General features: G+C 57.7%; 23 protein-coding genes. 2 read left to right on the plus strand and 21 right to left on the minus strand.

Going from position 1 to position 19,094, the window contains the following annotated elements; translation table 11 throughout:
- From AC097N_RS20615 to AC097N_RS20630, 4 genes are all read right to left on the minus strand, one after another.
- Positions 1-594 (minus strand): GDP-mannose 4,6-dehydratase (locus AC097N_RS20615; RefSeq protein ID WP_479583499.1); only part of this gene is annotated, 594 nt, incomplete at its 3' end.
- A gap of 75 nt (positions 595-669) precedes the next feature.
- Complete coding sequence (locus AC097N_RS20620) at positions 670-2,121, minus strand: phosphomannomutase (RefSeq protein WP_479583946.1); 1,452 nt, start codon at positions 2,119-2,121, stop codon at positions 670-672.
- 30 nt (positions 2,122-2,151) lie between these two features.
- Positions 2,152-2,403 carry a hypothetical protein gene (locus tag AC097N_RS20625; protein WP_479583947.1) on the minus strand — a complete coding sequence of 84 codons (252 nt, stop codon included), beginning with the start codon at positions 2,401-2,403 and terminating at the stop codon, positions 2,152-2,154.
- Positions 2,400-2,705, minus strand: coding sequence for a hypothetical protein (locus tag AC097N_RS20630; RefSeq protein WP_479583948.1), 306 nt, complete (start codon positions 2,703-2,705; stop codon positions 2,400-2,402). Before AC097N_RS20630 ends, AC097N_RS20625 begins: the two co-directional genes overlap by 4 nt.
- 71 nt (positions 2,706-2,776) lie before the next feature.
- Between AC097N_RS20630 and AC097N_RS20635 the strand changes: the two genes are divergently transcribed.
- Complete coding sequence (locus tag AC097N_RS20635) at positions 2,777-2,941, plus strand: hypothetical protein (protein WP_479583949.1); 165 nt, start codon at positions 2,777-2,779, stop codon at positions 2,939-2,941.
- 111 nt (positions 2,942-3,052) lie between these two features.
- Here AC097N_RS20635 and AC097N_RS20640 read toward each other — a convergent pair whose 3' ends face one another.
- The 8 genes from AC097N_RS20640 to AC097N_RS20675 all read right to left on the minus strand — a co-directional run bounded on the left by AC097N_RS20640 (position 3,053) and on the right by AC097N_RS20675 (position 6,671).
- The gene (locus tag AC097N_RS20640) at positions 3,053-3,634 is read right to left on the minus strand and encodes an FxDxF family PEP-CTERM protein (RefSeq protein WP_479583950.1); all 582 of its coding nucleotides are present in this window, start codon (positions 3,632-3,634) and stop codon (positions 3,053-3,055) included.
- 198 nt (positions 3,635-3,832) lie between these two features.
- Entirely contained in the window at positions 3,833-4,144 is a 312-nt protein-coding gene (locus AC097N_RS20645; RefSeq protein ID WP_479583951.1) for a type II toxin-antitoxin system RelE/ParE family toxin, read from the minus strand.
- Entirely contained in the window at positions 4,144-4,422 is a 279-nt protein-coding gene (locus AC097N_RS20650; RefSeq protein ID WP_479583952.1) for a ribbon-helix-helix domain-containing protein, read from the minus strand. Before AC097N_RS20650 ends, AC097N_RS20645 begins: the two co-directional genes overlap by 1 nt.
- A gap of 231 nt (positions 4,423-4,653) precedes the next feature.
- The gene (locus AC097N_RS20655; RefSeq protein ID WP_479583953.1) at positions 4,654-4,926 is read right to left on the minus strand and encodes a BrnA antitoxin family protein; all 273 of its coding nucleotides are present in this window, start codon (positions 4,924-4,926) and stop codon (positions 4,654-4,656) included.
- Positions 4,927-5,056: 130 nt separating this feature from the next.
- The gene (locus AC097N_RS20660; protein WP_479583954.1) at positions 5,057-5,293 is read right to left on the minus strand and encodes a BrnT family toxin; all 237 of its coding nucleotides are present in this window, start codon (positions 5,291-5,293) and stop codon (positions 5,057-5,059) included.
- Between the two features lie 187 nt (positions 5,294-5,480).
- On the minus strand, positions 5,481-5,780 hold the full coding sequence (locus AC097N_RS20665; protein ID WP_479583955.1) for a nucleotidyltransferase domain-containing protein: 300 nt from the start codon (positions 5,778-5,780) through the stop codon (positions 5,481-5,483).
- Positions 5,781-5,931: 151 nt separating this feature from the next.
- The gene (locus AC097N_RS20670) at positions 5,932-6,294 is read right to left on the minus strand and encodes an HVO_A0114 family putative DNA-binding protein (protein ID WP_479583956.1); all 363 of its coding nucleotides are present in this window, start codon (positions 6,292-6,294) and stop codon (positions 5,932-5,934) included.
- Positions 6,291-6,671 carry a toxin-antitoxin system TumE family protein gene (locus tag AC097N_RS20675; RefSeq protein WP_479583957.1) on the minus strand — a complete coding sequence of 127 codons (381 nt, stop codon included), beginning with the start codon at positions 6,669-6,671 and terminating at the stop codon, positions 6,291-6,293. The genes AC097N_RS20670 and AC097N_RS20675 overlap by 4 nt, the downstream gene beginning before the upstream one ends.
- A gap of 310 nt (positions 6,672-6,981) precedes the next feature.
- Here AC097N_RS20675 and AC097N_RS20680 point away from each other — a divergent pair, with 310 nt between their 5' ends.
- A complete protein-coding gene (locus tag AC097N_RS20680) occupies positions 6,982-7,266 on the plus strand; it encodes a type II toxin-antitoxin system Phd/YefM family antitoxin (RefSeq protein ID WP_479583958.1) in 285 nt (94 codons plus the stop codon).
- 522 nt (positions 7,267-7,788) lie between these two features.
- Here the strand turns inward: AC097N_RS20680 and rfbC are convergent.
- The 9 genes from rfbC to AC097N_RS20725 form a co-directional block, all read right to left on the minus strand.
- Positions 7,789-8,334 (minus strand): dTDP-4-dehydrorhamnose 3,5-epimerase, encoded by a 546-nt coding sequence (rfbC, locus tag AC097N_RS20685; protein ID WP_479583959.1) that lies wholly within the window; start codon positions 8,332-8,334, stop codon positions 7,789-7,791.
- Entirely contained in the window at positions 8,334-9,266 is a 933-nt protein-coding gene (gene rfbA, locus AC097N_RS20690) for a glucose-1-phosphate thymidylyltransferase RfbA (RefSeq protein ID WP_479583960.1), read from the minus strand. The genes rfbC and rfbA overlap by 1 nt, the downstream gene beginning before the upstream one ends.
- A gap of 2 nt (positions 9,267-9,268) precedes the next feature.
- Positions 9,269-10,246, minus strand: coding sequence for a dTDP-4-dehydrorhamnose reductase (rfbD, locus tag AC097N_RS20695; protein WP_479583961.1), 978 nt, complete (start codon positions 10,244-10,246; stop codon positions 9,269-9,271).
- Positions 10,243-12,201, minus strand: coding sequence for an ATP-binding protein (locus tag AC097N_RS20700; RefSeq protein WP_479583962.1), 1,959 nt, complete (start codon positions 12,199-12,201; stop codon positions 10,243-10,245). The genes rfbD and AC097N_RS20700 overlap by 4 nt, the downstream gene beginning before the upstream one ends.
- An 85-nt stretch (positions 12,202-12,286) precedes the next feature.
- Positions 12,287-13,378, minus strand: coding sequence for a dTDP-glucose 4,6-dehydratase (gene rfbB, locus AC097N_RS20705; RefSeq protein WP_479583963.1), 1,092 nt, complete (start codon positions 13,376-13,378; stop codon positions 12,287-12,289).
- 99 nt (positions 13,379-13,477) lie between these two features.
- The gene (locus AC097N_RS20710) at positions 13,478-14,800 is read right to left on the minus strand and encodes a UDP-glucose dehydrogenase family protein (RefSeq protein WP_479583964.1); all 1,323 of its coding nucleotides are present in this window, start codon (positions 14,798-14,800) and stop codon (positions 13,478-13,480) included.
- A gap of 78 nt (positions 14,801-14,878) precedes the next feature.
- On the minus strand, positions 14,879-16,801 hold the full coding sequence (locus AC097N_RS20715; protein WP_479583965.1) for a WecB/TagA/CpsF family glycosyltransferase: 1,923 nt from the start codon (positions 16,799-16,801) through the stop codon (positions 14,879-14,881).
- The gene (locus tag AC097N_RS20720) at positions 16,801-17,973 is read right to left on the minus strand and encodes a glycosyltransferase family 4 protein (protein WP_479583966.1); all 1,173 of its coding nucleotides are present in this window, start codon (positions 17,971-17,973) and stop codon (positions 16,801-16,803) included. Before AC097N_RS20720 ends, AC097N_RS20715 begins: the two co-directional genes overlap by 1 nt.
- Positions 17,970-19,049, minus strand: coding sequence for a glycosyltransferase family 4 protein (locus AC097N_RS20725; RefSeq protein ID WP_479583967.1), 1,080 nt, complete (start codon positions 19,047-19,049; stop codon positions 17,970-17,972). The genes AC097N_RS20720 and AC097N_RS20725 overlap by 4 nt, the downstream gene beginning before the upstream one ends.
- Positions 19,050-19,094 lie beyond the last annotated feature (45 nt).

Consider the following 19,094-nt stretch of genomic DNA (forward strand, 5'->3'; position numbering starts at 1 on the left):
GGTGACAAAGGTCTCACCCCGCAGCGGGCTCTCGTGGTTGAACAGAATGCCGTTGCAGGCATACATGCCATAGGCTTCGCGGTAGTTCACCGTGATCCAGTAGGCATACATCTTGGCCACGGCATACGGGCTGCGCGGGTAGAAGGGCGTGGTCTCTTTCTGGGGAATCTCTTGCACCAAACCATACAGCTCCGACGTACTGGCCTGGTAGAAGCGGGTCTTCTTCTCCAGCCCCAGGATGCGGATGGCTTCCAGCAGGCGCAGCGTGCCCATGCCATCGGCGTCCGCCGTGTACTCGGGGCTCTCAAAGCTCACGGCCACATGGCTCATGGCGCCCAGGTTGTAGATCTCATCGGGCTGAACTTGCTGGATGATGCGAATCAAGTTGCTGCTGTCGGTCAGGTCACCGTAGTGCAACACCAGGTTGCGCTGGGACACATGGGGGTCCTGGTACAGGTGGTCAATGCGGTCGGTGTTGAAGCTGGAGGCCCGGCGCTTGATGCCGTGCACTTCGTAGCCCTTTTTAAGCAAAAGCTCGGCCAGGTAGGATCCGTCCTGGCCTGTGATGCCGGTGATGAGGGCGACTTTTTTCATGTGGTTTGTATAGAAGTGGATTGCTCTTTTGAGCATGAATTATGCCTCTGGCCCCGATGCAACATGCGCAGCAAGCTATATGTTTGATAGCACCCGCACCAAACACGCATCACACAACACCTTGGCGTGCTCTGGCGTGCTGGCCTCGGCATAGCAGCGCAGTTCGGGGGCGTTGCCTGAGGGGCGCAGGTGCACGATGTCGCCGCTCTCAAACGTCACCCGAAGACCGTCGGTCTGGTCGGTGGCGGTCACCGCGCCTGACTCGGGCGCCAGCAAAGGGGCCAACTGTGCGGGTGACGCCACCAGCTGCGCCATCAAGGCCCGGCTCTTGTCCGTGGCCACGTTTTGCAGGCGGTCACTGGCGGTAAAGCGGGCGGGCAGGTCCGTCGTCAAATTGGAGAGCTTGCACCCGCGCTCGCGTGCCATGCACAACAACGCCAGCATGGGCAGTACCGCATCACGCGTGGGCAAAGGCGCCAGGCGGCGGCCCTCGCGCAGCACCTCACTGCCCAGCAAAAAGCCGCCGTTGGCCTCGTAGCCCACCACCCCGTGCGCGCCTCGCGCCAGCGCGCTGTCCATACCGGCAATCACATAGGGCGAGCCAATGCGCGTACGCGTCACCTGGCTGAAGGCGCTGCACTTCTCCAGCGCCGTGTTGCTGCTCACCGGCGTGACCACCACCTGCGCCTGCAGGTACTGAGCGCACAAAATGCCCACCACGTCACCCCGCAGCCACTGCCCGTTTTCGTCACCAATCAGCGGGCGGTCAGCATCGCCATCGGTCGACAGCAGGGCATCAAATGTGTGTTCTGTGGCCCACTGGCGGGCTTGCGCCACGTCCTCCGGGCGCACCGCCTCGGTGTCGATCGGCACAAACACCTCGGTGCGGCCCAGGGACAGCACCTGCGCTCCCAGCCCTTCCAGAATCACGCGCAACACATCGCGCCCCACGCTGGAATGTTCGTACACCGCCACGTGCAGTCCGGCCAGCGCACCGGCACCAAAAAAGTCCAGGTAGCGCTGCACATAGGCCTGGCTGGCCTGCGCATCCGGCGCGGGCAGGGCGGCTGGCGTCACCGCGTTGGGCACGTCCACCACCGCGTTCAGCATGGCCTGCTCATCGGCCTTGGAGATCTCGCCCTCGGCCCGGTAAAACTTGATGCCGTTGCGGTCAAACGGAATGTGGCTGCCCGTGACCACCATGGCCGGTGCGCCCAACTGCGCCGCGTAAAAAGCCAGCGCCGGTGTGGGCAGCGCCCCCGCGTAAATGCCGCTACGACCGGACGCCTGCACCGCCGCCAGACAGGCCGCCGCCATGCGGGGGCTGCTGGGGCGCAGGTCGTGCCCCACCACCACCGTGGTGGCCGTGCTGGCCACGCTCTGCATGAAGGCCGTGGCATAGGCAAAGCACAGCTCGTCCGTCATGTCGGCCACCAGGCCACGCGCGCCGCTGGTGCCAAACAGCACGCCAGAGCGGGTCATCACATCTTCAAAGCGGTGGGTGGTCGGGTTATTCAGGTCGTTCATAGGGGGGCGACGTTCAAGTTGGTGAAAACCTCAAGTATCGCCAAACTGGGTTGACTGAAAAGCCGCTGTTTTGCGATACACGATTTCGCCCGTATGAACGTCAACCACCCGGATTTCGTGCCCCCCCGGATTGGTAATGCTTTTGGCCGCCATCACCACCGCCACCGCCCGCTCATACAGAGAGCGCACCGACAACCCGCCCGCAGGCAGCAACGGGCCGACGATGGGGTACGCGCTTTCGATCCGGAAAGACGCTGGTGACTTCTTTTCGTCGCTGGTCATGTCTCTGTATTTTCGTCGTCAAGCGCATCTTCCAGGTTGTCGTTGTCCATCACTGCAATTTCAGCGTATTGAACCGCATTGAGCTGGTGGCGAAAGGCCTGGAAAGCATGCTGTGAGGTGCCATCCGTGTCGCCTTCGTCATCAGCGGCGGCAGCGGCCAGGTGATGTTTGGCTGCAGCCGAAAAATGACGTGCTGCCATGCGGTGGTACTCGGCGGGGGACTCAAATTCTTCTTCAAAGTGCTCTTCAGTCAACTCGGCGGCAGATGCAACTTGAATCCCGTGGGTGTTGTCGTTGGTCATAAATTGTTCCCGGAAGGTTGAAAACGGCGACTTGCCGCCATAAGAGCTTCTTCGACCTTAATGAAGGCTTGATGACAAAACATCCGGCATTCCTCCGTGCTGACTGCGTGGCCGCGACTGCGTTAGTAGCGGCTGGCCAGACCGGTCATGCCCGTTTTCCTGTAAAGGCACCACTTTTACGCATTCTCAACGCCTATTTTGGCGGGATGATTTTTCAGGATTTGCAAGAATTTTAGGCCCCTAGCCCAGGTACTGCCTATGGAAGTTGCTATTAATTAAATAGCGGAATGGGGTATGCAAAACGGGAGCCTCAGCTCCCGTTCATGGCCTTGTCAGGCGGCTAAAAATCAGGCCGCTGACGCTTGCTTGCGGCGCCGGGCAATGGTGCCAATCAGGCCCAAACCGGCCAGCAACATCGCATAGGTCTCAGGTTCTGGCACCGGCGTAACGACCACGCTGCCGGTCAGGCTGATGTTGTCAATGTTGTTGAAAGCAGGGTCATTGCGTGAGCCGAACTTCAGCACCGACGTGGTGCTGTCCGCCAGCAGGCCCGAGATTGTGAAGTGCGTCCAGGTGGGGTGGCTGAAATTGGTTTGCACGAATGGCACCAACTCTTCACCAAACCAAACCTTCAACTTGTTGGGCTTGGCAGAGCCTTGCAAATCAAAGCTCAAGGTGTACTCGGCACCAATCACGGTCGTGATGGTTTGCGAGATTTCGCCCAAGGTGGTGCCCACCGCGCCGTTGTGCCAAACATAGCCATTGGTGCCGCCCACATTGATGATGGAGCTGAAACCGGTATTCCCGCTCTGCGTCCAGCCAGCAAACGTGCCTGTTTCGAAGTCACCGTTTGCTACCAGATCGGCCGCGGAAGCGCCAGACACCAGGCACGCCAGTGCCAGACCAGACAACAATTTATTCAAAATCATAAAAACCTCCATACATATTTAGAAGACTGAAAACCTCAACCCACAACTAATTGTGCGCTGCACCATTTGCATCAGCAATAGTCCATTCGGACTAATTGAACAAGTCCATCGGCCAAAGCCGCCAAGCCTTGCTACCTGCGGCTTCGAAAGCTGCTACAGCAAAACACTCATGTGCTGGATGGTCTGCTCTGCAAGGAGCTAATTGGAATCTGACCCCAAATCCGTCTCGTAGTCCTGACCACCATAAAACACGCCAATGATGGAGACCCGCTCATCACTCACATCAAAAGCAATGACGGCACGTCCTTTGTAGTTCGTGATGCGCAAGCCGGGACGAATGTCATCGCGGCGGGTGCCTCTCAGTGGGGAATTTTGCAAGCCTTCGCAGTAGGTGACGATGGCATTGGTATAGCGGTAAGCAACATCAGGTGCTGCGGCCACCGCGATATAGCTGTACAGAGCCTCAAGTTGCTCCAGTGCTTCAGGTGTGAAAACAATTTGACAGGGCATCACACTTTGGCGCTGGCTTTCTTATGCACGGCAGCGAGTCGGGTGCGTACCTGGTCAACGCTTACTGCCTTGGACGGATCGGCCTTCAGCGCGTCATAGGCGGGCCCCACCTGATTCTGAAGCCAGCTCTCCATGGCCCGGTCGCGGGCCATCAGGACACGCAAGCCATCCCTGATCACCTCACTCTCGGTTGCGTATTCGCCGCAAGCGACTTTGGCTTTCACCAGACCTGCCATCTCCGTGGGCAACGTGATGCTGAATTGTTGAGTGGTACGCATGATGGGCATCCAAAGAAATGAATAGGATTAAATCATACCGAAATAAACCTCGGGTGTCGGCACTGCACGCCTGATATTAGCCATTCAAGCCTGTAGCCCAGGTGCTACCTAAGGAAGTAGCTATAAATTCAGTAGCAAACTCAAAGCCATCAAATCTTGCGACCTGCGGCTTTGAGAGCTGCTGCAGCAAAACAATCATCCGCTGGATGCTTTGCTCTGCATCCTCTGCGCTCACCGGTGGCGCACTGTCTCAAGCATGGCACTGCGCAAAATCTCGTTCAGGCGGCTTTGATAACCTTTGCCCTGGCCCTTCAGCCACTCCACCACATCGGCGTCGATGCGCACAGTCAATTGCTGCTTGACCGGGCGGTAAAACTTGCCCCGCACTGCGCCCGCCCAGTCCTGGGCCTGCGTCGCTGGCAAATCCGAAAAATCGATTGCGCTTTCCGGCAGCGCGGCCAAAGCCGCGAGTTCCTTGCGGACTGCTTCAGGGACCTTGTTCATAAATTTTCCTTTCCAGCTTGGTTGCACGACGCGCCGAGACGATGCGAATATGTTCGAGACCACTATCGGCCTCCTGCCAGGTGTGCGCCACCAGTAGCAAAGCAACCCCGCCAGCAAGACCCACCGTTTGCTACCGCTGCTCGCCGTTTTCGATCCGGTCCTGCCGCGTAACGTGCAATGGATCATCAAACACTAGCTGGGCGGCATCAAAACTGACTCCGTGTTTACGCTGGTTGCTTTGGTTCTTCGCGTCATCCCATGAAAACAAGTCGCACCCCTGATTTGTAACTACATCATTGTAGTTTTTGTTTGCTTGTTTCACAAGTTGATCGCATTGTTTCTGGGTTGCTGCCTTTGGAGCAATCAAGAGAAATTTATATGCGTTTTAGGCCTGCAGCCCCCGTAATACGTTCGGGAGTAGCTATTAATTTGGTAGCAAGCTCAAAGTCATCAAACCTTGCGACCTGCGGTTTTGAGAGCTGCTGCATCAAAACAATCATCTGCTGGATGCGCTGCTTTGCAAGGAGTAAATTGGAATCTGACCCCAATTATCTTCAAAGCTTGATTCCTTCAGCAAACGCGATAGCGTGGATGGGCAATTTCAGCAGGTTGGGGGCTTGAATCAGCACATCGACCTTGCGGCCATAGATCGACCTTGATATCCGGGCCGCCAGACGGGCCGAGAGTTGGGCGGGCTCCGCAACCGGCTCGTTCAACTCGACCAGCAAGTCGACATCGCCACCGCGTTCCTCATCACGCACGCGCGATCCAAAAAGCCAGACCCGCGCTGCATCTCCCGCTAGCTGCGCGACATCGCACCGAATAGCTGTGATTTGTTGAGGAGATAAACGCATCGGCAAATTTTAAGGCCCAGACGTGGCCGTCGTCCTTTCACACAACATCGCCGATGAGCTCAACCGAACTACGGTCGCCGGTGTTCTGGGGGGAAATGAGGGGAGTCCTTCTGCGTTGCTTTGCAAATAGCTAATTGGAATCTGACCCCAATCAGACACCCCAGGAAAAATCCACCGTAATCCGTTCGGAGGTAACTTGGGGCATAACCGTTCGACCCTGTTTGGTTAGTTTGACCAAGCCATATTGCGCCATGGTGTGCAACGACCGCGATACGTTGGGGACATGTTTCCCTACGGCCTTGGCCAAGGCATCCATGGAGTCAGGGCGGCTTTCACGAATGACCTTAAGCAAGACCATGTTCTCATCTGACAGCACCCGCGCCATGGCGGTCACGGAAGGAAACCAAACGTTGGGTTCATCCTTGGCGCGTTCACGTGTTCCAGCCGCAATGGCCAGAGAGCGCGCACGCTGCACAGGCACTGGCGCAATACCGAACTTTAAAACTTTGTTCATGGACAGACCTCTTTCAAAACGCGATCTACTTCAGCATAAAAATCACTGACCAACTGGTAAGCGGTGTCAAACTCGTACAACACCCCTTCATCCAAAACATGTCGATGCCGATGGTCGTAGGGAAATTTTTTACCAGCATGCTTAAAGCGCGAACCTACTGGCCTCACGCCATGGGCGTTATCAAAACCAATTAACCGTGTGTTGTCCGGCGCATGCAGTGTCAAGCTGTACCTGATACCGTGCGGCCGCTCGGCAGTTGCGTCCACACGCGAAACTTCCATTTTGACCCAGTAACCTGCATCATTTTGGACTTCAATAGTGCCATCCAAACCAAGCAAATACTCCAAACCAATGGCCTGCGAACCTTGTGAACTCATGCCAAAGCTTATCATGAGTTGATATGCTTTTCAATGTTCCGTGGCGTATGGATTGCTCCCTCCTGTCCATCTGCCAGGCCCACAGCACATAGTCAAAGCTGAATGTGTAGCCCGCTCCGGCCTCAAAAAGCTGCTGCAGCAAAACAATCATCTGCTGAATGCGTTGCTCTGCAAGGAGCTAATTGGAATCTGACTCCAATTACTTACCCCCAATTACCCTTGATTCGAGGGCGCCTGATTCACCAGAATAGTGAAAATTGTGTACACTTGGATTCACCAATGTGCAATGACGCACCGAAAGGTCAAAATCATGGAAACGACTAAAGTAGGTATCAAAGAATTTCGCGCAGGCATGGCGGAGTACATCGCGTCCAGTACGCCTGTGGCGGTTACGCGTCACGGTCAAACCGTTGGCTACTTCATCCCCACGCAGGGGAACGCTGACGCGGACATCGCTGCATTAAAGAAGGCAAGCAAGACTCTGGATAAGTTGCTAGCGGCACAGGGCGTTGATGCCGAAGAAGTGGTCGCTGAATTCAAAGCTGTTCGGCAACAGTCAAATTCACGCAAAAAGACCAAGGCTGCCGCGGCATGAGCAACAAGGCCATCGTCCTGGATGCCAATATCCTGATTCGTGCGGTGCTTGCCGCTGCAGCGCTTTGTCAATGGCTGCGCGGCTACCCAATTGTGCAAAGGCGTCTGGCGTAAATACCGCGCCATTAAGGGCTTGTTGTACCAAGCGGGCCATTTGGGCATCAACGCTATTCGGTGAGACGGCTCGGGGCATGTGACCACTTCACCGTGGTTCGATTTGTCCTGAAAATAAAACTTTTTTCGGACAAATATAAGTTCCACATTTTTCAATCAACAAATATTCAGCCCAAATAGTTAATTGGAATCTGACCCCAATTAATCTAAGTTGTTGATTCTATTCATATTCCACCATGTACGCGCTAATTTTCGCATGCATGGTGGAAAACACGATTTCACACAATATCGCCAATGAACTCAACCGAACGGTAGCTTTGCCAGGAGTTAATTGGAATCTGACCCCAATTACCCGCCTGATATCAGCCATTCAAGCCTGTAGCCCAGGTGCTACCTGCGGAAGTAGCTATCAATTAACTAGCAAATCCCTGAACGCCGCCCCCGCCAAATCCTTGGCCGACAACTTGGGCGCACAGTCCATCTTGGGCCAGGCAATGGCCAGCGTGGGGTCATCCCAGGCGAGGCAGCGCTCATGCTCGGGGGCGTAATAGTCGGTGGTTTTGTACAAAAACTCGGCCGACTCTGACAACACCACAAAGCCATGCGCCAGACCGGGGGGAATCCACAACTGGCGCTGGTTGTCGGCTGACAATATTTCACCCACCCATTGCCCGTAGGTGGGCGACTCGGGGCGGATGTCGACCGCCACATCAAACACCTCACCGGCCACCACCCGCACCAGCTTGCCCTGGGGCGTGTTCACCTGGTAATGCAAACCCCGCAGCACCCCTTGGGCGGACTTGGAATGGTTATCCTGCACAAAGCTGAGCTCCAGCCCAGTGGCCGCATTGAACGCCCGCTGGTTGAAACTCTCATAAAAGAACCCCCGTGCATCCCCAAACACCTTGGGTTCGATCAGCAGCACATCGGCAATCGCACACGCCGTCACCTTCATCAGTACACCTTCTCTTTGAGCAAACGCAGCAAATACTGCCCATAACCCGACTTGGCCAGGGGCGCGGCCAGCTTCTGCAGCTGCGCATCATCAATCCAGCCATGGCGCCACACAATCTCTTCAGGCGCGGCCACCTTCAAGCCCTGGCGGTTCTCGATCGTGTAGATGAACTGGCTCGCCTCCATCATCGACTCATGCGTGCCCGTGTCCAGCCACGCATAACCCCGCCCCATGGTCTGCACATCCAGCGCACCGCGCGCCAGGTACAGCCGGTTCAGGTCGGTGATCTCCAGCTCGCCCCGGGCCGAAGGCCTGACCTGCTTGGCCAGCTCCACCACCTGGCTGTCATAGAAATACAGACCCGTCACCGCGTAGCGCGACTTCGGCTTGAAAGGTTTCTCCTCCAGGCTGATGGCCCGGCCCGCCTCGTCAAACTCCACCACGCCGTAACGCTCGGGGTCCTGCACCGCATAGGCAAACACCGTAGCCCCCGTGGTCTGCGCATTGGCACTGGCCAGGAGCCCGGCCAGGTCATGCCCGTAAAAGATGTTGTCCCCCAGCACCAGCGCACTGGGCGCACCGTCCAGAAACTGCTCCCCAATCAAAAACGCCTGCGCCAAGCCGTCGGGCGAGGGCTGCACCGCATAAGAAATCGACATGCCCCACGCGCTGCCATCCCCCAGCAACTGCTCAAAACGCGGGGTGTCCTGCGGGGTGGAGATCACCAGCACCTCGCGAATGCCCGCCAGCAGCAACACACTCAAGGGGTAATAAATCATCGGCTTGTCGTAGATCGGCAGCAACTGCTTGCTGATCACCTGCGTTACCGGGTACAGGCGCGTGCCTGAGCCCCCGGCCAGGATGATGCCTTTGCGTTGTAACGCAGGGGAGGCGGGCGAGGAGGGTGCGGAGTTTGAAGTTGAAGTTGTCATGGTTATGGTTTCCCTGTAATTTCAGTGAGCATGCGCGCCACGCCCTGCTGCCAGTGCGGCAGCACCAGACCAAAGGCGGTCTGCAGCCGGGACGTGTCCAGGCGCGAGTTCAATGGCCGTTGGGCCGGGGTCGGGTAACTGGCCGTGGGCGTGGGGGCCACCTGCTCAGGCCCGGCCTGCAAGACCCAGCCCAAGGCCTGCGCCTGGGCCAGCACATAACGCGCATAGCCATGCCAGGTGGTCTCGCCACCGGCCACGCAGTGGTACAAACCCGCCAGTTCAGGTTGGCGCAAGACCGCCCGCAGCGCATGGGCCGTCACATCGGCCAGCAACTCGGCCGAGGTCGGGGCGCCAAACTGGTCGTCAATCACGCTCAAAGTGGTGCGCTCCCCCGCCAGGCGCAGCATGGTCTTGGCAAAGTTGCCGCCGCGCGCCGCATACACCCAGCTGGTGCGCAAAATCACATGCTTGGGGTTGGCAGCGGCCACCCGCTGCTCGCCTTCCAGCTTGGTCTGGCCATACACACTCAAGGGCCCGGTGGCATCACCCTCGCGCCAGGGCGCACTGCCACGGCCGTCAAACACATAGTCCGTGGAGTAATGCACCAGCCAGGCGCCCAGTTGGGCCGCCTCTGTCGCCAGCACTCCGGGCGCCAGCGCGTTGAGCGTGCGGGCCAGGTCGGGCTCGCTCTCGGCCTTGTCCACCGCCGTGTGCGCGGCCGCATTCACGATCACATCCGGCTGCACCCGGCGCACGGACTCGGCCAAACCGGCCAGGTCCCGCAAATCCCCACACAAAGGGGCTCCCGCGTGGTCCGGGTCCGGGTTGCCTGCCGGGTCAACGCCCAACGCCACCACCTCGCCCAGCACACCCAAAGACCGCTGCAACTCCCAGCCCACCTGGCCGCCCCGGCCAAACAACAGGATCTTCATGCGGTTTCTGCCTATGAAGCCGGCGCCGCCGGTGACCAGGATAGTCATGGTTTTCCTTTGAAGTTGGATGGTTGGGATCCTTTTAAGCCTTTTAGGCCTGTAGCCCCCGTATTGCCTGCGGAATTAGCTATTAATTTAGTAGCAATCAAATCTATGATGGGTTTGCCTTGTACGGTTCGGTAAGCTTGATCGGGCCGATTACGAACGTCGGGATATCGCAATTCCAATCGACCCTCTGCCACCATTGCCGTCAAAAAGCGTGACTGCAGTTTTTCAGCATCACGGTCCACCAACGCCGCCAGTTCAGAAGTCGCCAGCCAGCGGCCTTCGCATAGCTGCTGAATGACGCTTCTGAGCTGATCCACCGGCAGTTTCTTGTTTTTTCGCGCAGGCTCCGCCAGCGGCAGCAGGCCTTGAATCTCGGGCGAAAGCCCGGCCAGACGACCCAATTGGGGGGAGTTCGATGGTAATTGGGGGGAGTCCCCGCGCAATTGGGGGGAGTCCGGCACCAATTGGGGGGAGTCCCCCGCCACGCGGTAGCTTGCCCAGCGCCGCTGATTCTGCTGCGTCAGCAAGCCATCACGCACCAGGTTTTGCAGCACACCCGTGATGTCCTTGGCGTGCTCCCCGGTGATCTCCTGCATGCGGCTATTGGTCACGCTGCCTTCCACCTGGGCGGTCACTACGGCTTGCACCGCCGTTTTGTCCAGCTTGGCAAACCGTTCGCCAAAGCGCACGCGCAGCGCCTGATCCACTTCATCCGGTATCAGGCTCACCATGGGCAACACCAGCTTCACGCGGTCTGGTTGCAAAGACTCTTCCAGCCGGGGCGAACGCCAATGCTGCGCACGCCAACCTGCCCGAATCTTGTCCATGCCCGACCCGGCCTTGTCGCCACCGCCCATGAGCTGGAACATCAACTGCAAGCTCTTGTTACGGCACTCGCTCACGCCGCCTTGCAGCAACTGCATCCGCGAGACCAGCAGCGAGCCGGGGTTGGACAACTCAATCCGGTCCGGGTACCGCTCAATCACCACGCCGCCCTGCCCGCGATGGTCCGCATGCACCAGGGCGTTAACCACCGCCTCGCGCAGCGCCTCATGCACCGCAGAGTCGTCCTTGCGGAACAGCTCGCGGTCCAGCTGAAAGGGCATTTTCAAATCACCCGACAGGCGCTGCATCACCCGCACATAAAACTGGAACAGGTTATTTTCCCAAGTGCCATCGGGCACCACGCGGTCCGTCCAGCGCACAGCGGGGTCGTCCGACAGGCGCTCGCGGTAGTCCACATGAAAGCCCGGCAGCGCTTCGCGCAAAGCCTCAAACCGGCCAAACATCAACAAGCCCGCCACGGTGGCGCCCTCCAGGCCCGTCGCGCGGTCACGCCGCAGCGCACTCAGTTTGGTGAGCAGCGGCGCATCATCCAACAGCAGCCACGGATGGTCAGGCGCGCGGGAGGCAAAGCGGTTGCGGTATTGCCGAACAGTCTCCGGGTCAAAGTCTGGCTGACCAAAGTGCTCCACGATTTGCGAGTCGGCAGGCGTGTCGGACTGGTCGGCCAGCATGCGGCGCACTTCGTCGTCCGAGCAGCGGTAATCGCCCTCATCGGCACGGCGGTAAGTGCCCGTCATGGGGTTGGGCCCCACAAACACCGGGCGCTGCAGGCGTGAGGCACGCGGCACATTCACCACCACAAACTGGCGACCTTCATCTTCCACCGTGCGCACATCGTCATCGCGCAGCAGATTGGCGCTAATTTTGTGCCGGTCGTTCAACTGGCCCCACAGCACCGTGCGCAGCTGCGCGGCATCGGGCACGCCCTCCCACACCAAGCCGGTGGGCTTTTCGGCCACGCCCAACACAATGGTGCCGCCCTGGGTGTTGGCCATGGCGCAATAGGACTCCCAAAAACTGCCGGGCATGCCCCCGCGTGCCGATTTGAATTCGGTGTCGATGCCCTCGGTGCTGGACTGCAGGGCTGCGAAAAAGTCAAGTTGGTGCATTGGTGAACTGGTTAATTGCGGTCTTCGTGTTCTGGCTATGAAATAAATAACGAATTAATTGGAATCTGACCCCAATTAAATCTCTTCATGCGGTTTCTGCCTGCCCGTACTGCTGGCTCACCCAGTCGCGGTAAGCGCCACTGAGCACGTTGTTCACCCACTCGGGGTTCTGCAGGTACCACTGCACCGTCTTGCGAATGCCGCTCTCAAAAGTCTCAGCGGGCTTCCAGCCCAGCTGCTGCTCAATCTTGCGCGCATCAATCGCATAACGCCGGTCATGGCCGGGGCGGTCCGTCACATAGGTGATCTGGTCGCTGTAGGGCTTGCCATCCGTGCGCGGCTTCAACTCGTCCAGCAGCGCACACACCGTGTGCACGATGTCCAGGTTGGGCTTCTCGTTCCAGCCGCCCACGTTGTAGACCTCCCCCAGGGTTCCCGCCTCCAGCACCCGGCGAATCGCCGAACAATGGTCTTTGACATACAGCCAGTCCCGAATCTGCTGGCCATCGCCATACACCGGCAAAGGCAAAGAGGCCTGGGCGTTCACGATCATCAAAGGAATCAACTTCTCGGGAAAGTGAAACGGCCCGTAGTTGTTGGAACAGTTGGTGGTGAGCACCGGCAAACCATAGGTGTGGTGGTAAGCCCGCACCAAATGGTCACTGGCCGCCTTGGAGGCCGAATACGGGCTGTTGGGCTCATAACGGTGGCTCTCGGTGAAGGCGTCATCCGTCTTGGCCAGCGACCCATACACCTCGTCGGTAGACACATGCAGAAACCGAAACGCCCCCTTCAAAGAGGCATCAGAACCTGAACCCGAATCCAACCCACCCCAATAAGCCCGCACCGCCTCCAGCAAATGGAAGGTCCCCACGATGTTGGTCTGGATGAACTCCCCGGGCCCCAGAATCGAGCGGTCCACATGGGACTCGGCGGCAAAGTTCAGCACCGCGCGGGGCTGGTACTGGGCCAGCAAGCCGGACACCAACTCACCGTCGCCAATGTCGCCCTGCACAAACACGTGGCGCGCATCACCGGCCAGCGAGGCCAGGTTCTGCTGGTTGCCCGCGTAGGTGAGTTTGTCCAGGTTGATGACCGTCTCGTCCGATTGGGCCAGCCAGTCGAGCACGAAGTTGCTGCCAATGAAGCCGGCACCGCCGGTGACCAGGATAGTCATGGTTTTCCTTTGAAGTTGGATGGTTTGGATTCTTTTAAGCCTTTTAGGCCTGTAGCCCCCGTACTACGTGCGGTAGTAGCTATCAATTAAGTAGCAACCTCACCGCCCAATCGCCAGATACTCAAACCCCAGGCTGCGCACCAGCTTGGGGTCGTACATGTTGCGGCCGTCAAAGATCACCGGGGACTTCAGCTTGGCTTTGAGGTGGTCAAAGTCCGGGCTGCGGAACTCCTTCCACTCCGTCACGATGATGAGCGCATCGGCGTTCTCCAGCGCGGCGGTCTGGCTGTCGGCGTAGGTCAGGCCGGGTTTGTTGACAAAGCAATGCTTGGCTTCGGGCATGGCCACGGGGTCGTAGGCGGTGACTGTGGCGCCAGCGGCCAGCAGGTCTTTGATCACCTCGCGGCTGGTGGCTTCGCGCAAATCGTCGGTGTTGGCCTTGAAGGCCAGGCCCCACAGGGCAAAGTGCTTGCCCTCCAGGTTGTCGCCAAAACGCGCTTTTACCTTGGCGCCCAGCACATGCTTTTGTGCATTGTTGGCCGCCTCTACGGCGGTCAGCACCTTCATGTCGATGCCTGCATCGGTGGCCGCGGTCTTGATCAACGCCTTTACGTCTTTGGGAAAGCAAGAGCCACCGTAACCCGCACCGGCGTACAAAAAGTCGTAGCCAATGCGCGGGTCAGAGCCAATGCCCTTGCGCACGCTCTCAATGTCGGCACCCAGCTTTTCAGCCAGGTTGGCCAGCTCGTTCATGAAGCTGATGCGCGTGGCCAGCATCGCATTGGCGGCGTACTTGGTCAGCTCCGCGCTGCGAACGTCCATGATGATCAGCTTGTCGCGGTTGCGCTGAAACGGCGCGTACAGCGCCCGCATGTACAGCACCGCCTGGTCGTCATCACAGCCCACCACAATGCGGTCGGGCTTCATGAAATCTTCAATGGCCGCGCCTTCTTTCAAAAACTCGGGGTTGCTCACCACGCTGAACGGCGTGCTGACGCCACGCTTGGCTAGCTCGTCCGCCACGGCGGCCTTCACCACATCGGCCGTGCCCACGGGCACCGTGCTCTTGTCCACAATCACCTTGTAGTCGGTCATGTACTTGCCAATGTTGCGGGCGGCAGCGGTCACGTATTTCATGTCGGCCGAGCCGTCTTCCCCCGGGGGCGTGCCCACCGCAATGAACATGACCGTGCCAAAGTGCGCCGCCTTTTCGACATCGGTGCTGAAGTGCAGGCGACCGGCCGCCACATTGCGCTGCACCATCTCTTGCAGGCCGGGCTCAAAGATGGGCATGCCCCCCGCTTCAAGCGTCTTGATCTTGGCCGGGTCCACGTCCAGGCACAACACATCGTTGCCCACCTCGGCCAGGCAACATCCGGAGACCAGGCCTACGTAGCCGGTGCCGATCACTGTAATTTTCATAAAAACATCACACCAGAGTCAAAAAACAAATATTTATAAGAAATAGGGCTGTAGCCCAGGTGTACCGTGCGCTAGTAGCTATTTATTTAATAGCAACTGCCGTGCCGCACCCAGCACAAACAGCGTGTTCGTCACCAGGTAGCGCCTCCACAAACGCCGTGGCTCGGACGCCAGCCGGTGGAACCACTCCAGACCGGCGTGCTGCATCCACACCGGCGCCCGCTGAATGGTGCCTGCGTGGTAGTCAAACGCTGCACCCACCCCCACCATCACCGCCTGAATGCGCCCACGGTGCGCCGCCATCCACAGCTCTTGTTTGGGGCAACCCAGGCTCACCCACACCGTGCTAGCGCCCGAATCGTTGATGCGCTTCACGTCGGCCGCGTCTTCTTCGGGCGTGAGGGCGCGAAACGGCGGCGAATGCGCCCCCGCCACCCGCAAACCCGGAAACTCTTTGGCCAGCCGCGCCTGCAAAATGACCAAAGTCTCCGGCACGCCGCCATACAAATAGATGAACTCGTTGCGCTGCGCCGCCTGCGCGCAATAGCGCCACATGAGGTCGGGCCCGTTGATGCGCTGCTGGTCTTTAACCCCCAGCTTGCGCATCATCCACGCCACGGGAGCGCCGTCAGGCGTCGCCATGTCTGCCTCTTTCACCACGCGACCAAAGGCAGGGTCTTGCCGTGTGGTCACCACCGAATGGGCATTGCAAATGCACACATAGCGGCTTTCGCGCTTGGCGGACCAGCCCGCAATGCGTGCCAGCGCGGCATCCCAGTTCACCGCGTCTATGGGCGCGCGAAGCACAGGCACAGTATGGCGGGAATGCTTGGTCAGGCGTGGTTGTGGCTGGGTTTTGACCGCCGCAATGGCCTCGTCATAAATAGCTATCAGCTGCTGGTAATTGCGATCGGCGGTGAACTCCGCCTCGTAGATGGCCCTGGCATTGCGGCCCATCTCCGCCATCTGGTCCGGGTGCTGCAGGGCCCACTGCATCTTTTGGGCCAAATCTTGCGGGTTGCCGGGGTCAAACAGCAAGCCTGTTTTGCCTTCAATTACTAAGTTTGGCAACACCCCTATGCGACTCGCAATTACCGGTGTTCCTGCTGCAAACGACTCCACTACGACCATGCCAAATGTTTCAAACCAAATGCTCGGAACGACAACCGCCGTCGCCTGGCTCATTTCGGCCCTGACTTGAATGCTCGTCAATGCTCCAAGAGCGTTAATACCGCGGACGTTCAGTAGTTTTTCCGATTCAGTGCCAGTCCCCGCAACGCGAACGCTGACGTCATTCATCGTTTTGACTGCCGCGACTAACACATCAACCCCCTTCTCGGCAGACAAGCGCCCCACGAACAAAAAGCCTGTGCGAACACCTGCTGGTGGTGCAGCAAAGTCCACAAAATTGGGCTTGAGCAGAATGCGCGCCGCAGGCAAGCCTCCTTCAATAAACTTGTTACGGCAAAACTCATTGAGCGCGATGTAGCGCGTCACCTTGTCTTGCCAAGTGCCTACCGCACGATGCACGGTGACCATGCCCGCCAACAGCGCCGTCTTTGGCTTTGAACCACGGTAACAGCCGCGCACTGCGCCGCGCCATGGCACTTTGCCAAGGCAGTCTTCACACACCTTGCCTTCACGCAAAAACATAGCCTGCGGGCACAGCAGCCGAAAGTTATGCAGCGTCTGCACGATGGGCACACCCAGCCGGTCTGCCACCCAGTAGATTGCAGGTGAAATCAGCGGGAACGAGTTGTGCACATGCACCACGTCAGGCTTGAAGGTCCGCAGCCGTTCTTCAAATTCGTGTGCCACCGGCGAAGACCAGAAGGTTTGCACGGCTGTAGTGGCGGCTGACATCTCGTTCAGGGCGTTGTTGTTGCGCAAGAAGAGTTCCACCGCATGACCACGGCTTTTCAGCAGCTCTACCTCGGCTTCCATGACCGAGTCTTCGCCGCCTTTGTGCAGGTACGCGTTGTGAACGACAATAATTTTCATCAGCCCCCCCTTCGGTATACGGGGGCTGCAAGGCAGCCCAAAACACCGTCCGCAAAATTACGGGCCATGTTTTCAACGGTGTAGGTCTTGGCACTCGTCTCGCAACCTACCTTTAAGTTGGCCAGCGAAGCTTCATCGGCGAGCAGCGCCACAACGGCTGAAACATAGTCGTCTGTGGTGTTGGGCGTCATCAAGCCGTTGACCCCGTTTTCCAGATACACAATTTCCGGGCTGTGCAAGCCGCAATCTGTGGTGAGCATGGGCACACCACATACAAACGAATCCAAAATGCCCAAACCCACCAAGCCCGGGTTGATCATGACTTTGGCCAAGGCCATCGCATCTACCTTCGCCTGGTCTTTACGTACACCAAAGTACTTGGCCCATCTGTGCTGAGCACAAAAGTTTTCAACCAAGGCCTGCTGCGGGCCGGAGCCGACGACCAGGAACTCAAATTCTGGCAAGCGCGCGCGAATGGCTGTGGCTGCCTCCAGCATGAACTCCACCCGTTTCTCGCTGTACAACGAGCCGACGAATATGCCAACACTGTCGCTTTGAATGTCGAATTCGTCCCTGAGCTGCTTTAGCGCCAATGGCGTCACGTTCTGCCGCATGGCTGTCATTTCAGCGGTATCGACTGAATTGTTCAGAACAGTGACCCTGTTCTGCGGATAGCCGGTGCGCTCAATCAGCGGAAGACTCATGTCTGTATATGCAAACCACCAATCAGCTTGGCGAGCGACTATGCGCTTGAACTTTTCACGATAACTTGTCGGATTACCTTGCAGATTTGCGCCGTGGCCCCACAAGGCCACGCGCTTGCCCCGCGCACCATATTGCTGCGGCAAGTTAGACAACATCTTGTTTTCTGGCGTCAATACGACCAAATCATGCTGCGTCCCCGCTACTGAATGATCAAGCCAACAAAGCTTGCCATCAAACCAATACTTTGTGGGCAGGCGAACCGCCCAGGGCAAGACCCCTTCGTCATCTTTCTTTCGTTCGTTTTGAGTCGGCTCGCCGTGGGCCAGTATCAGTTGAACCCCCCGGCGCGAAAGCTCCTCGCGCAAACATTCAAAGAAGGGCACGCGGTAATGCGTCAAACGCCGCTGCACAACAACAACAATCTTTCGTTGATGTGCCTTTTCGTTACTTTTGTCTTCTTCTTTCATCCCATCCCTATTGCATTGAAAATGCCCAAAGCCGCATTTTCATAACTGTACTCCAGCACAAGCTCCCTGCTGCGTGCTGACATTGCCCGGTACAAATGGTCATCAGAGAGCAGCCGAACGGCGGCATCAACCCAACTCTTAATTTGCAGCGGCAACACGTAGCCGTTTTCGCCATTGCGCACCAGCTCATTCGCCGAACCGGCGTGCTCTGATACCAGGACCGGCAGTCCCGCAGCGCACGCTTCATTGGCCACCACGCCCCAAGGGTCCCAAAGGGTGGGGAATAACAGTATTCGCGCCGAACCATACAAGCCAGGCAACTCATCTTGCCGTGCAAAGCCAGAAAATTTGCAATCCACTTCCGTCGATGCCGCGAGGGCTGCACTACGCATGGCGGGCTCCATATCGCCCGAGCCCACAAACAGCATGGATACCTGTCGCCCCAACCGTTGCGAAACCTGTTGCCCAACCTCGATGGCGAACAGTGGGCTTTTTATCGCGACGAACCGACCGCAAAAAATAAAATCGAATCGCTTCTCAACACTGGGTGAATTGAAAAACGCTGCGTTGTTTGCACATAAATGAGACTTGAAAATAGACTTAGCTGCAATACCGTAGCTTTTAAAAAGAGCAAACGAACCATCGCTAGCACCCACGAAAGCAGTGGATTTTCTGAACACAATTCGCCTCACCAAGCGGTGAACAAAACTGAGTTTTTTCTCAGATGCCAACGTGCCATCTGTCATGCATACATGTCTGGCACCGTTCAGCTTTGCAAAAAAAAACGCTATTAAATGTGAGGGGTTAAAACCGGTGGTGACGACGACATCCGGGTTAAAGGCCTTCAGCTTTTTCCAGATGTCCGGGTTGAAATGAATGAACCGCCCATTGACCGTGATGTATTTTTCTTCCAAAAATACTTGATTGAACTTTCCTTGCGCAATATCCCATTCCCGGTCAGGTTCGCGCCCGGCAAAGTAAAAGACACAAAGCTCCAAATCATCTCTCGCTGCCAATAGATCGTAAATTGGTATGCGATAAGGCGCGGGAATATTGGTGACGATTGCTACTCGCATGGGCAAGTCCAAACCACGAAAAATGGTGCAAGAGAGGTCAAGGTT

Source organism: Rhodoferax sp. LS1R11, from assembly GCF_056521395.1.

Bases quoted from the DNA above. Each gene is read 5' to 3' on its own strand.
- AC097N_RS20620 (WP_479583946.1), bottom strand. From the start codon at position 2,121: ATGAACGACCTGAATAACCCGACCACCCACCGCTTTGAAGATGTGATG.
- AC097N_RS20625 (WP_479583947.1), bottom strand. From the start codon at position 2,403: ATGACCAGCGACGAAAAGAAGTCACCAGCGTCTTTCCGGATCGAAAGC.
- AC097N_RS20630 (WP_479583948.1), bottom strand. From the start codon at position 2,705: ATGACCAACGACAACACCCACGGGATTCAAGTTGCATCTGCCGCCGAG.
- AC097N_RS20635 (WP_479583949.1), top strand. From the start codon at position 2,777: ATGACAAAACATCCGGCATTCCTCCGTGCTGACTGCGTGGCCGCGACT.
- AC097N_RS20640 (WP_479583950.1), bottom strand. From the start codon at position 3,634: ATGATTTTGAATAAATTGTTGTCTGGTCTGGCACTGGCGTGCCTGGTG.
- AC097N_RS20645 (WP_479583951.1), bottom strand. From the start codon at position 4,144: ATGCCCTGTCAAATTGTTTTCACACCTGAAGCACTGGAGCAACTTGAG.
- AC097N_RS20650 (WP_479583952.1), bottom strand. From the start codon at position 4,422: ATGCGTACCACTCAACAATTCAGCATCACGTTGCCCACGGAGATGGCA.
- AC097N_RS20655 (WP_479583953.1), bottom strand. From the start codon at position 4,926: ATGAACAAGGTCCCTGAAGCAGTCCGCAAGGAACTCGCGGCTTTGGCC.
- AC097N_RS20665 (WP_479583955.1), bottom strand. From the start codon at position 5,780: ATGCGTTTATCTCCTCAACAAATCACAGCTATTCGGTGCGATGTCGCG.
- AC097N_RS20670 (WP_479583956.1), bottom strand. From the start codon at position 6,294: ATGAACAAAGTTTTAAAGTTCGGTATTGCGCCAGTGCCTGTGCAGCGT.
- AC097N_RS20675 (WP_479583957.1), bottom strand. From the start codon at position 6,671: ATGAGTTCACAAGGTTCGCAGGCCATTGGTTTGGAGTATTTGCTTGGT.
- AC097N_RS20680 (WP_479583958.1), top strand. From the start codon at position 6,982: ATGGAAACGACTAAAGTAGGTATCAAAGAATTTCGCGCAGGCATGGCG.
- rfbC (WP_479583959.1), bottom strand. From the start codon at position 8,334: ATGAAGGTGACGGCGTGTGCGATTGCCGATGTGCTGCTGATCGAACCC.
- rfbA (WP_479583960.1), bottom strand. From the start codon at position 9,266: ATGACAACTTCAACTTCAAACTCCGCACCCTCCTCGCCCGCCTCCCCT.
- rfbD (WP_479583961.1), bottom strand. From the start codon at position 10,246: ATGACTATCCTGGTCACCGGCGGCGCCGGCTTCATAGGCAGAAACCGC.
- AC097N_RS20700 (WP_479583962.1), bottom strand. From the start codon at position 12,201: ATGCACCAACTTGACTTTTTCGCAGCCCTGCAGTCCAGCACCGAGGGC.
- rfbB (WP_479583963.1), bottom strand. From the start codon at position 13,378: ATGACTATCCTGGTCACCGGCGGTGCCGGCTTCATTGGCAGCAACTTC.
- AC097N_RS20710 (WP_479583964.1), bottom strand. From the start codon at position 14,800: ATGAAAATTACAGTGATCGGCACCGGCTACGTAGGCCTGGTCTCCGGA.
- AC097N_RS20715 (WP_479583965.1), bottom strand. From the start codon at position 16,801: ATGAAAATTATTGTCGTTCACAACGCGTACCTGCACAAAGGCGGCGAA.
- AC097N_RS20720 (WP_479583966.1), bottom strand. From the start codon at position 17,973: ATGAAAGAAGAAGACAAAAGTAACGAAAAGGCACATCAACGAAAGATT.
- AC097N_RS20725 (WP_479583967.1), bottom strand. From the start codon at position 19,049: ATGCGAGTAGCAATCGTCACCAATATTCCCGCGCCTTATCGCATACCA.